Consider the following 12,425-nt stretch of genomic DNA (forward strand, 5'->3'; position numbering starts at 1 on the left):
GCCGATCCCGCCTCCGACCATCCTCCCTCTGCTCCCCGTTGGGCCTTCAATCGGCCTCTGGGATTTCGTTAGGTGAAGCGGACTGGGATTTGCCACCTTTTCCTGGCCGCAGCGCCCAGTAGAGTTCCTTCAAGCCGGACAAGACAAAGGTTGGGACCGCCGGGAGGAAGATTACCGCCGCGTAGAGCTCAGTGGTCAATGGCGCCGTGCCCATGACCTCGTTGAAGAACGGCATCAGGGTCACCAGCAGGGACGCGCTGGCGGCGAAGGCCACCGCCATCAGCAGGCGCGGGTTATTGAAGGGGTTGCGGCGGAATAAGGTGCGGGTGCTGCGGGCGTCGAACACGTGCCACAGCTGGCCGAACACGAGGGTCAAGAAGGCCAGGGTCTGCGCCTGGGCGGCCGGCATCCCGCTCGCTGCCCCCCAGATAAAGGCGACATAGACCAGGCCGCCCATCACGGTGCCGCGCAGGAAGATGCGGCCCAGCATGCCGGACAAGATCGACTGCTTGACGTTGCGCGGTGGGCGCTTCATGAGGTCGGCTTCTGGGACGTCGTAGCCCAGTGCAAAGCTCGGCAAGGCGTCGGAGACCATGTTCACCCACAGTACCATCAGAGCGGTCAGTGTCGGTGTGGTGGCGGCGACCTGGCCAATCGGCTGGGTCATCAGCAGCACCCCAAATAGCAGGGCGAGGACCTCGGCGACGTTGGTGGTCAGCTCGTGGCGCATGAAATTTTTGATATTGGCAAAAATGGTGCGGCCGGCGCGGACGCTGTTTTCAATGGTGGTGAACTGGTCGTCCAGCAGGATCAGGTCGGCGGCGTCTTTGGTCACCTCGGTGCCGTTGATGCCCATGGCGATGCCGATGTCGGCCGCGCGCAGGGCCGGTGCGTCGTTGATGCCGTCGCCGGTCATCGCCACGGTTTCGCCTTGGCGCTGCAAGGCATGCACGATGCGCTGCTTGTGCTCAGGAGAAACGCGCGCATACACGCGGATGTCCGGCGCCAGGCGGAACAGGGTGTCGTCGTCCATGGCGGCCAGCTGCTTGCCCTCGATGACGCGGGCGTTCGGGTCGGTCACAATGCCAAGTTTCAGCGCGATGGCGCGGGCGGTCACCGCGTGGTCGCCGGTGATCATCACGACATTGATGCCGGCCTGATGCAGCTCGCGCACGCTTTGCCGCACTTCTGGACGCGGCGGGTCGATGATGCCGGCGATGCCCAGCAGCGTCAGGTGCTGCTCGAGCTGCTCGGTGGTGCCGTGCATGGCGAGGTCCTCGTCAATGTCGCGCACCGCGACGGCCAGGGTGCGCAGAGCCTGTTCGGCGAAGCGGTTGACCTGGGCCTCGACGGCGGCGCGGCCTTCTTCGATCGAGACCAGCTGGTTGTGGTCCTCGATCAGGTCGGTTTTCGCCAGCAGCACGTCCGGTGCGCCCTTGGTCAGCACCTGGTACTGGCCGCCGTCGTTGATCACCACGCTCATCATTTTGCGTTCGGAATCAAATGGCAGCTCGCGGATGATGTCGATGTCCAGGGCCTGGTCCTTGTTGAGGACGGTGTCGCGGTCGACGCCGGCCTTGTGCCCCATGACAATCAAGGCCACGTCGGTGGGGTTGCCGTAGGGCTGTGAGCGGCCGTCCTCGTCCGCCTGGATCGCGGCGTCGTTGTTCAGGACGCTAGCCAGCATGAAGCGGGTGAAGCCTGGGGTGTTGTCTTCCTCATCGGGCAGAATCTCGCCGACGGGTTCGTAGCCATCGCCCTCGACCACGTAACTGGCTCCGTTGGCGTAAAAGCGCGTGACAGTCATCTGGTTGCGCGTCAGCGTGCCGGTTTTGTCAGAGGCAATGTAGCTGGTAGCGCCGAGGGTCTCGACTGAGTTCAGCGACTTGATCAGGCCGTTGTTCTTTGCCAGCATGGTCGCACCGATCGTCAGCACGATTGACCGCACGGCCGGCAAGGCATCGGGAATGGCGGCCACCGCTAAGGCGATGGCGGTTGACAGGGATTCGGCAAGGACCTCAAAGGACAGGATGCCGGTTTGCTGCACAGCCTTGACCATTTCGAGGATCAGGGTCAAGGCGACAATGATGATCGCGACGATCATCAGCTTTTTGGACAGGGCAGCAATGGTGCGCTCGATTGGGGTTTTCTTGGTTTCGACCTGGTTGAGCAGGGTCGCAATTTTCCCCAGCTCGGACTGCATCCCGGTGGCCACGACGACGCCCAGGCCGTTGCCGTGGGTGACTGTTGCCCCGGAGAAGCCCATATTGGAGCGGTCGCCGACTTGGGCGTCGCCGGCGAGGGCGTGGGTCTGCTTCTGGACCGGCTCGGCTTCCCCAGTCAGGTGGGCCTCGTTGGTTTGCAGCTCGGCCACATGGAGCCAGCGGACGTCGGCTTCAATGAAATCGCCGGTTTTGACGCTGACAATGTCGCCAGGGACTAGCTGGCTGGCCGGCACGGTTTCCCACTCCGAGTCGCGCAGGACCTTGGCGTGGTGGTCGGCCATGACCTTCAAGGCGTCCAGCGACTTCTGCGCACTTTTGGCCTGCCAAAATGACAGGCCGGCATTAATGAAAATCAGTAGGAGGATCGCGATGCTTTCGTACACGGCGGCCATGCCGTGGGCCGGGTCATCGCGCACGAAAAAATCGTAGCCGGCGCTGGCCCATGCAAGCCCGACGGCAATGAACAGGATGATGACCAGCGGCTCCTTCAGGCTGAGCAGGAACTGCTTCCAGGCCGGGGTCTGCTTGGCCTGAGCCAAGGCGTTTTCGCCGTACTCGCTCAACCGCCGGTCGGCCTCCTGTTGAGTTAGGCCGGTGCTGCGGTTGGTGTGCAGGCGATTAAGGACATCTGCTTTGTGTTCGTTGTGGGGGTTCATTTTCTTCCTCCTTAAAAGACAAAAGGGCACGGCGTCCAAGCGACTTTCCTCCCCGAGAAAGCAAACTTGAGCGCTGCGCCCAACCGAATGTCTAGTATTGATTACCTAAATCTTACCGGAACGATAATTATGTTGTCAAGTTCACCGGCTCAACCACTAAAAAAGCGACCGCACGCGGCGGCCGCTGTGAGTTGCGATTAAGCATCCGGTGGGGCCACGGTCAACGTCCAGGTAATGGTGGCGTCATAATGCCCTTTTTTAACCGCGGGGTATTTGCCCATGGTCAGCCGTAAGTTGTTGATCGAAGCCGGCGGAGCGACCGTTGCGTTTTGGAACAACGTGGTCGGCTCAGGCGCGCCGTCTTGGAGCTTGATGGTCTGGTTGTTGTAGTTGAAGCTGATGACCGTCTTCTCCGGGTGATAGCCGCTGCCCAGGGGGAAGCTAGTGGTCATTTGGGCGGTCAAGCTGCTTTTCGCATCGCTGGGGATCTGCGCGGCAATGCCGCCGGCGTATTCGATCCCTTGGTCGTCGGTCACCCGGCCTGGCACGGTGAAGCCCGTCACAAATTGAGCCACGCTGAGGTTGCCGAAGTTGAAACGCGCCGGGACGCTCAGCGAGAGTGGTGGCTCGATGACCGCGGGGACATCGACGGTGGCGCTGATATGTGCGTTGTTGCCGATGATGGCTCCGGCGTCTTGGCCGGTCAAGATGGCACCGGGGGCAGTGGTGGTCGCTGCCATGATCGGGGCGGACACGGTGTAGGTCTGGCCGTGATTCCTTTTCTGGAAGGCGGAGAGTCCCGCCACGGTAATCTGATGCGCCACCTGAAATACGTGGCCGTTGCGATCGCGGACAGAGGCCAAGGGGCCCACCGGGAGGCCGTCGCGTGGGTAGGCATGGCCAAGCGCCGTGAGGGTCACTGGGACCTTGCCGGTGCTATCGACGACAAAGCCGTAGTGGTTATCGGTCTTCATCTGGAAGGCCAGGTTCTGGCCGTTATTGGCGTCTTGCACCGGCCAGTCTTGCTTACTTTGATCGCCGTTGTAGGTCACGGTATAGACTTGCTTGAGCCGAGTGCCGCGGTACACGGCGCTTGGCGCTGGCTCATCATTTGGCGCCTTGATCGCTGTCTGGGCGCCTGCCGAGACGAGCCCGGGAATGGTTTCAAAAGTGACAATGGCATCTTCAAAATTCTCGCCAGTTGACCCAGTGAAGCCCCAGTAGACGTTGGTCCCGCCAAAAATGGCTTGGGATTGCGCCTTGGTCCAGGTCAACTGCTTTTTTAGAAAAGTCCCATCCGTCAGCTCAACTTCAAACTTGATGGTGCCGCCGCCATCCGTCGCGGCGTCGGGTTTCCAGTCTATGGTGACGGTGTGCCACTTGCCATCATTGAACTGCTGGCCGGCTGCCAGCGCTTGGTAGCCGCCCAGTCCTTTGTGTGTGGCCTTGTTGTCCAAACTGTCTAGGCCGGACGTGCTGCTGGCGCTGCCCCACACCAGTCCCAGGTTTTCGCCGACCGCATACCTAGTGTACTGATAGTCCGTTTGCCCCGGAAAGCCCCAGCCGACATACTGTTTCTTACTATCAGCGGGATAAGTGACATTTTTGTCGAGCCAGTCGGCGTTTTTGTAGGGGTCAAAGACAATCGCGAAACTTCTCGGCAGTGCGCCAGGAGTACTGCCTGTGTTGAGCTGCCAGACCCCCAGACCGGCGCCGTCATCGTAGGGCCGAGTGGGCCGGGCGCCACCGGTTAAGGCAAAGGCCATCCCGTCGGCGGGCTCAGTGTTGGTTCCAAAGTAGATGTGCATTTTACTTGAAAAAGGCTGCGTCAGAGAAATCGGATCGATGCTCCAAATCGCGCCAGATTGGTGCGGCACTTTGTCCTTGGTGACTAGGGCGGCAACGTTAGTTCCATCAAGGCCAGTCAACACCTTGGGTGATTCTGTATTTTTACCAACGGTCCCCAGCACTTGGTTGAACGGCACGTACAGTTTTTGACCCGTACCTGGGTCAATCGGCTCTGGTATGTTAATTTCGGGGTCAGAAAGCCAGCTGGCGGCCTGAACGGTGGGGGTGACAGTCAGGCCGGCGGCGATCGTGAGGCCGGCGATCATGGCAGCAAACGCCACAGAACGCTTAAAGAATGTCCGGTGCATCAATCCCCACCTCCTTTTTCGGCCGGGTGGTGCGGGCCACGCCCAGCAGCATGATCATCCCGATCAGCGTGAGCGACCACGGCTTGGCCTCACCGGTTTCCGGTAGGCGGCGCCGGCCTTGGTCGCCATCGGTATCCGGCAGGCGATAGCGGACGGTGTGGTTGCGCTGCGTCCCCGGTAACGGGTCGATTGGCTGGTGAGCTGGCAGTGGCTGGTCAGGGGCGGCCGGTTGAATGTGGTGCGGGGATGCGAGCACGGTGAACTCAGCGGTGGTCGTGCCGGCCGCGGCGGCAGCCGGCCTGGCCGGCCCCGCGGTGAGCAACCCGCCGAACACGCCGCTGCTAATGATGAGCAATTTTTGCCAGCGTTTCATGCGTCACGCCTCCTTTGTTTGGTTGGCACTGCGGCGCCGGCGACTGAAGAAGATGATCACCCACACCAGTGTGGCCAGGCCCAGACCGATCAGCAGCCAGCCCCACCACGGCATGATGAACGGCCGCTTCAGTTGCAGCTGGCGGTTGATCTTGTCCGCCTGGGCCGTCAGAATCGAAAAATTGCGGCGCCAGTGCCAGTTGCCATTGGGGCTTTCAATCTTCAGGTCTAAGGTGTAATCCCCGGGTTCCAGCGCGTTTTTCTGCAGGATGCCGTAATCAAAATGCGAGTTCGGCGCGACGGCGTAGTTCGTGTGGCTATTTTGCATCACGACGGTTTTGGTGTTGCGCCGGTAGACTTTGGCCATGAAGTGCATTTTGCCCCAGAAGCTCGGCGTGGGATTTTGAATGGTGGCGAGCACCCCAGGCTGGTTGCTTTGCACGCCGGCGCCGACGCCCGTCAATTTCAGGTCGTGCTTGACGTAGTTGACGGCGCCGGGGCTGGTTTGCAACTGGACGCCGATCACGGTGGCAAACTGGTTCTTCAACTTAATGCCGTCCGTCTCGCCGCCGGCCGATTTTTGCTTGTCGACGATGTACAGCCCGCCGAGAAGCACACCCTTGAAGCCTTTAGCCGGGATGGTGAGGGTGACGGTGGCGTTGCGCGTTTGGCCAGGGGCCAACACGATGGTTTGGGAGGGCTGTCCCAGCTCGGCCAACCGGTATTCAGCGGAGCCATCTCGCGGCCCGCCCGGGGTGTAGCCAATCACGCCATTGTGCTGAGTGAACGCGGTTGTCAAAGACAGGTGCAGCGTGCGCGGCGCACTGGACTGGTTAGTGACGGCCACCGTTAGATCCTGTTTTTGGCCAGGCTTCACGATCAAGTCGAAATAACTGGAGACGGAGGTGCGCTGGTTGTTCGGAATCACCGGGCTCACGGTGTACTGGGCGCCATTGTTGGTGCCGCTGGCGGCATGAACCGGCTGTCCGGCTAGGCCCAGCAAGGCGAGCCAGCTAGCAATAATGAGGCTGAGGCGAATCTTTACGCGCGTCATGGCTGAATCCTTTCTCACGAAAAAACGATCGCAGGGGCCGGCCCTCGATCGTTGTGGCAAGCCCAAAGAGCCAAGGGCTAACAGCTTTTCAAACTCATTTGGCGAACCTTGGCGTTAAGGCTGCGGGGTGCTGGTCAGCGTCCAGGTGATGGTCGCGTCGTACACCCCTTTTTTGACGTCTGGCTTAGCGTTGATGTGGAACTTGGTGGCACCATCGACGCTGGCCTGATTATCGCCTTGACCCAAATCCTTTGCGGCGGTCCAAACCTTTGCTGCCGTGCCGTCCGTATTCAGGTCAGCCACCACCGGGTCTGGCGTGGCGGTGTTGGACTTGTCGACATCGCCCAGGGCCAGACTCAAGATACCGTCCAGTTTCTGCGTGTCATCAGACACCAAAGTTGGCTGGTCGATGCTGGCGGTGAGGACCCAGCCGTCGCCGGTCCCGCGCAGGTCGGAGACCTTCAGTAGGGTGTTATTCTCCGCGGTATCTCCGGTTGGGTTTTGGACCGTCCCATCCACGTAGGCTAAGTCGGTTCCAGCAATGATTTTGGCGATCGTCGCGTCTTCAAAGTGCAAATCCGGCGCCTTGACCAGCCAAAGATTCTCATTCTTGCTCCCTGGCGTCCCAGTATGCCCACCATCCTCAGTGGGTCCACCGGCGGTGACTTCGAATTCAGCGCTCGTCGTTGCGGTGATTGATGATCCATCATCCGCGGCGAAAACGTCCACCGGAGTCAGTGCCGCAGCACCAATAAGTGCCAGTGCGGTCAAACTTGTCATCAACTGTGTCTTTTTCATAATTGCCCCTCCTTGAATAATATCTGCTTAGCGCGTCAACCCGGACCGATCGCTTACCCAAACGATGGCCACCCAAGCCAACTTTTTGCCTGCTTGGTTGTTTCAAATATAGCATGATTCAGTTTGATAAATATTCCGTATTTTGAAAAAATTCTTTTCTAAATTTGGAAGAATAAAATACCTGGCAGATTTTTTAATAGAAATGATTACGTTTTCAAGAACGAGTATTGTCAGTGTGAGCAGGTCGGGAAGCAATCGAACACGTGCTGCCGCTACGCGGAATAACGGCACACAGACTGCCCTTTTCAAAAGAACGCCCGGCTATTTTGAGCACTAAAAATCCCGGTTCAAAATGCGAAAGTAAATATTGTTCAAGCCACGAACCTTATGCGATTTTAAAGCACTCAGACTGGTTCTGCTTTGCTAACCGCGGACTGGCCAACATGATCGTGATCACCAAAAAGAAAGCGTTTGTATAATCGCCCGGATTCTTCTAAAATGAACTTGTGACTGCATTCACGTAGTCAAATTAGCAGGGCAATCAAAAGTATGGAGGACAAACATGCGCAAGACAAAGATCGTGTCGACTCTGGGGCCGGCATCTAATGACTTAGAGACCATCGTCGCCTTGATCCACGCGGGGGTAAACGTGTTCCGTTTCAACTTCTCCCATGGTGATCATCCCGAGCAGCTGGGCCGGATGAACCTGGTCAAGCAAGCGATGAAGGAAACTGGTATCAAGGTTGGGCTGATGCTCGATACCAAGGGCGCGGAGATCCGCACCGGCGAAAACGTTGACGATGCCGTGTTCCACTACGACACCGGCGACAAGATCATCCTGACGATGAACACGGGCATCCAAAACGTCAAGGACCGCATTGACGTGACCTACGCCGGGCTGTTTGACGACGTGGAAGTCGGCGGCCAGATTCTGTTTGATGACGGCCTGCTGGGCACGACCATTTTGTCCAAAGACGCCAAAAAGCGCGAACTGACACTGGGCGTGCAAAACCCAGCGGAGCTTGGCAGCAAGAAAGGCGTCAATGCGCCTGGGGTATCCCTGAAGCTGAAGGGGCTGACCGACAAGGACCGCGACGACATCAAGTTTGGCGTCGAGCAGGGCATTCACTTCATTGCGGCCAGCTTTGTCCGCAAGCCAAGCGACGTGCAGGACCTGCGCGACCTGCTTGAAGAAGTCGGCGGCCAGGACGTGCTGATCATCCCTAAGATCGAATCGCAGGAGGGCATCAACAACGCCGACGAGATCATCCGGCTCGCCGATGGCGTCATGGTTGCGCGTGGCGACATGGGCGTCGAGATCCCTTACGAAGAAGTGCCTGCCGTTGAACAGGAGCTGATCCACAAGGCCAATCTGATTGGGAAACCGGTCATCACCGCGACGCAGATGCTGGACTCGATGCAGGAGAACCCGCGGCCGACCCGCGCCGAAGTGACTGACGTGGCGTTTGCCGTGCTGCAAGGCACCGACGCGACGATGCTGTCAGGCGAGTCCGCTAATGGCGACTATCCAGTCGAATCCGTGCACACCATGGCCGTGATCGACGAGCGCGCTGATAAAATGCGGCCGCTGCACAGCCCAGTGCTAAATGAGCTGAAGCAAAGCGGCTCCATCACCACCACGACGGCGATTGCTGCGGTCACCGCCGCCGAGCGCGTGTCCGCTAAGGCCATCATCACGCTGACCTCCAGCGGCTACACCGCCCGGCAGATCAGCCGCCTGAAGCCAGCAGCGCCAATTATTGCGCTGACTTACACGGAGCGCACGGCGTCGCAGCTGCTACTGTCATGGGGTGTGACCCCGATGGTGCTGCCGAAGGGCGACGCCTATGAAGACCTGATTGCCCAGGCGGAGCAGCGCCTGATCAAAGAAGGGGTGGTGGCTGCAGGTGACGTGATCGTCATTGTGGTCGGTTTACCCTTATATCAGGCGGGTTCAACTAACAACGTGCTGATCTCGCGGGTCAACGAGGACGCCGCAAAAGACTAGTAAACCCGAACAAGAGAGAGAAGTCGGCGAAGGCCGGCTTCTCTTGTTGTCTAAAATCGTGTAAAACACGAACGTTAAATAAGAAAAATTGTTCTGTTTACAATTTTAGCCGAATATTCTATGATTGATTCCGTGCTGATTTGAAAATTTCAGAAAGCAGGCAATCATTCATGAAACAAAAGCTCCTGGATTACTTTGAAGTCGCGGAATTAGGTAGTACAGTCCGGCGTGAAATTTTGGCCGGGTTCACCACATTCATCTCAATGGCCTACATTCTGTTCGTCAATCCGTCCGTGCTCGGTGCGGCCGGCATGGATAAAGGCGCCGTCTTCACGGCGACCGCCTTGGCCAGTGCGCTGGGCTGTATCCTCATGGGGGCGCTGGCCCGCTACCCGATCGCGACCGCGCCGGCTTTGGGCATCAACGCCTTCTTCGCTTATTCAGTCGTCATCGGCATGAAAATTCCGTGGCAGACGGCGCTGGCCGGCGTGTTCGTCGCCAGTCTGATTTTTATTTTGATCACGATCTTCAAGCTGCGGGAAATGATCATCGATGCGATTCCCGCCGACCTGAAGTACGCAATCTCCGGTGGCATCGGGTTGTTTATCGCCTTTCTGGGCCTGAGCAACGGGAAGCTGATCACCGCTAACAAGTCCACCATTGTGGGTCTAGGGTCGCTTGAGAACCCGCTGGTGTGGCTGACGATTTTCGGCTTGGTCGTGACCGCCATCCTGATGGTGCGCAAAGTGCCTGGGGCGATTTTCATCGGCATGGTGCTGACCACGCTGCTGGGCTTGGTCACCGGCCAGATCAAGGCCCCGACCGCACTGATTGCGACGGCGCCGAGCCTGAAACCGACATTCGGCGTGGCGGTGATGCACATCGGCGACATCAACACGCTCCAGCTGGCGGTCGTGGTTCTGACTTTCCTGCTGGTCACGTTCTTTGATACCGCCGGCACCCTGGTCGGGCTGGCCAACCAGGCGGGCTTCATGAAGGATAATAAAATGCCGCGGGTCGGCAAGGCGCTGGCCTCAGATTCTACCGCCATGCTGGTCGGCTCGGTGCTCGGGACCAGCCCGGTTGGGGCCTATGTTGAATCCTCAGCCGGCATCGCGGTCGGCGGCCGTACTGGGATTACCGCCATCACGACCGGCGTGATGTTCCTGGTTGGGATGATCTTTTCGCCCCTGCTCTCGGTCGTGACCGACCAAGTCACCGCGCCGGCGCTGATCATCGTCGGTGTGCTGATGGCGCAGTCGCTACGCAATATCAACTGGTCGCAGCTGGAAATCGCCATTCCGTCGTTTCTGATTCTGATCGGCATGCCGCTGACCTACAGCATTTCCGACGGCATTGCGCTGGGCTTCATCATGTACCCGATTACAATGCTGGCGGCCCGCCGCGGCAAGGAAGTATCCCCAATCATGTACGGCCTGTTCTTCGTCTTCATCGGGTTTATGTGGATTCTGAACGTGGGGTGATTGGTTTTTAAATTGGAAAAATGTGGCAGTGCTGACCAGTTGGTCGCACTGCCTTTTTGGTGTCGGCTAAAAGTGAGTGGTGCTTGTTTGGTGCTGCACTGGTACACTGGCGGTCGCGCCCACAATGCCCAGGCCGGTGAGGACTTGGTCGAACTCGGCGAGCTGGCAGGCTAAGGTTGGCACGGCCTGACTGTCAGGCTGGTTGATGAGCGCCGTGATGAAACTGTACGTCAAAATAGCCAGGTGCTGCGCGATTGCCGGCAGATGAGCCAGTTTGACGCCGCGGCGGTTGAGGTCACGCTGATAAAGGGCGGCGATGTGCTGGATCGCCACCCGCGTGAAGCTGACCTCCACCGTGTCGATTTTGCTCAGCAGCCGCGCGTGGCAGAGCAGCGCTGGGTCCTCACCATCAGGGGCAACCATTGCGGGCAGATGACACTGCCCCAAAAACAGGGCCGTCAGCTGGGTGGTGGTGGCCTGAATCAGCGCGCTGGCCAGCGCAAACTTGTCCTGATAGTGATTGTAAAAGGTCGTTTGCCCAATTTCCGCGCGGCTGGCCAGTTGGCACACGGTGGTGGCGCCGAAGGACTCCTCGCACAGCAGTGCATAAAAGGCGGTCGTAATGGCCCGCCGAGTTTTGCGGACTCTCAGATCATTTGGATTTAACACATTATCTTCTCCTCACGCAGACGATTCGACTCTGGCGAAGTGAGTTAGGTTCCGACTGCATTGTAGTCGGGTGCCTTTTTGGGATACAAGCATTTGCACCCGGGTTGTGGGCACTCAAGGCGCGCTTGCCCCGAAACGGTCAGCTGGGTTCAAACCGCCACCAACTCCTGGCGGGGCGCGCTTATACTACCGGTGTTTAGAGTATTGAAAATGGTGAATACTCTGACGATGTGTGTTGACCAATTATTGTGTGACATTCATTAGGGAGGGTAATCGAAATGAAGAAGACATTATTTGTGACTGCTGCGGTCGTGGCAATGACGGTAGCTGGTGCGCTGACCGGCGCCCAAACCGTTGCGGCGGGCTCTGCCTCTGGGTCGACCAACGCAGAGTTTACCGTGGATGCCGGTAGCGGTGGCACCGACGGCGGGGATCACGGCACGGACGGGGATGAAAACCTGATTCTCAACAAAATTCCAGATCTGCATTTTATGCTCAACGGGGCCAATCCGAAAGTCGGTGACATCATTGCAGGGACTACGTTGAGGTATGCCGATGGCGTGACGAAACAGACTGGCGACAAGGCCGAAGTCCAAGATGGGAGCATCGAAGTTCTGGACTATCGCGGCACCAACGCCGGTTGGAAACTGTCCGCCAAGGTCGGCAAACCAACAAATGGTACTACCACGCTGGAGGGCACGTTGACGCTGGCTGCAGCGATTTCCAAATTCACCAATGTGGGTGCGACAGGGACTGTTGGCGGCGCCATGACAGCTGGCGGTGACAACGTCCAGATATGGCAAGCAAAGGCCGCTGTTGCGGGGACTGACGCAGACCATCCTGCGACTCCTGGTGAAGGGACCGGTGCCAACGATGCGACTGTCGGTGCTGGTACGTCATTTAAGCTCACACCAAACGCTAGCGCCACCACTGGTCAGTACGATGCGCTTGTCACCTGGACGCTGGCTGGCACACCTGAGATGAACTAAATCTCTGTGCGCGC

At 58.6% G+C, this 12,425-nt stretch carries 9 protein-coding genes; 3 read left to right on the forward strand and 6 right to left on the reverse strand.

Going from position 1 to position 12,425, the window contains the following annotated elements:
• Positions 1 to 46: 46 nt before the first annotated feature.
• The 5 genes from JUE30_RS03860 to JUE30_RS03880 form a co-directional block, all read right to left on the reverse strand.
• The gene (locus JUE30_RS03860) at positions 47 to 2,881 is read right to left on the reverse strand and encodes a cation-transporting P-type ATPase (RefSeq protein ID WP_203623709.1); all 2,835 of its coding nucleotides are present in this window, start codon (positions 2,879 to 2,881) and stop codon (positions 47 to 49) included.
• A gap of 197 nt (positions 2,882 to 3,078) precedes the next feature.
• Positions 3,079 to 5,037, reverse strand: a complete 1,959-nt coding sequence (locus JUE30_RS03865) for a hypothetical protein (protein WP_203623710.1) — start codon at positions 5,035 to 5,037, stop codon at positions 3,079 to 3,081.
• A complete protein-coding gene (locus JUE30_RS03870) occupies positions 5,018 to 5,410 on the reverse strand; it encodes an LPXTG cell wall anchor domain-containing protein (RefSeq protein WP_203623711.1) in 393 nt (130 codons plus the stop codon). The genes JUE30_RS03865 and JUE30_RS03870 overlap by 20 nt, the downstream gene beginning before the upstream one ends.
• A gap of 3 nt (positions 5,411 to 5,413) precedes the next feature.
• On the reverse strand, positions 5,414 to 6,463 hold the full coding sequence (locus JUE30_RS03875; protein ID WP_203623712.1) for a DUF916 and DUF3324 domain-containing protein: 1,050 nt from the start codon (positions 6,461 to 6,463) through the stop codon (positions 5,414 to 5,416).
• A gap of 114 nt (positions 6,464 to 6,577) precedes the next feature.
• Complete coding sequence (locus tag JUE30_RS03880) at positions 6,578 to 7,261, reverse strand: WxL domain-containing protein (RefSeq protein WP_203623713.1); 684 nt, start codon at positions 7,259 to 7,261, stop codon at positions 6,578 to 6,580.
• Positions 7,262 to 7,823: 562 nt separating this feature from the next.
• Between JUE30_RS03880 and pyk the strand changes: the two genes are divergently transcribed.
• Together pyk and JUE30_RS03890 are read left to right on the forward strand one after the other, a co-directional pair.
• Positions 7,824 to 9,269 carry a pyruvate kinase gene (gene pyk / locus JUE30_RS03885; protein ID WP_203623714.1) on the forward strand — a complete coding sequence of 482 codons (1,446 nt, stop codon included), beginning with the start codon at positions 7,824 to 7,826 and terminating at the stop codon, positions 9,267 to 9,269.
• A gap of 170 nt (positions 9,270 to 9,439) precedes the next feature.
• The gene (locus JUE30_RS03890; protein ID WP_203623715.1) at positions 9,440 to 10,753 is read left to right on the forward strand and encodes an NCS2 family permease; all 1,314 of its coding nucleotides are present in this window, start codon (positions 9,440 to 9,442) and stop codon (positions 10,751 to 10,753) included.
• A gap of 66 nt (positions 10,754 to 10,819) precedes the next feature.
• Here the strand turns inward: JUE30_RS03890 and JUE30_RS03895 are convergent, their stop codons facing one another.
• Positions 10,820 to 11,422 carry a TetR/AcrR family transcriptional regulator gene (locus JUE30_RS03895; RefSeq protein WP_203623716.1) on the reverse strand — a complete coding sequence of 201 codons (603 nt, stop codon included), beginning with the start codon at positions 11,420 to 11,422 and terminating at the stop codon, positions 10,820 to 10,822.
• A 278-nt stretch (positions 11,423 to 11,700) separates the two neighbouring features.
• Between JUE30_RS03895 and JUE30_RS03900 the strand changes: the two genes are divergently transcribed.
• Positions 11,701 to 12,411, forward strand: coding sequence for a WxL domain-containing protein (locus tag JUE30_RS03900; RefSeq protein WP_203623717.1), 711 nt, complete (start codon positions 11,701 to 11,703; stop codon positions 12,409 to 12,411).
• The last annotated feature ends 14 nt before the right edge of the window (positions 12,412 to 12,425 follow it).

The organism is Lacticaseibacillus sp. 866-1 (genome assembly GCF_016861825.1).
Classification (GTDB): Bacteria; Bacillota; Bacilli; order Lactobacillales; family Lactobacillaceae; genus Lacticaseibacillus.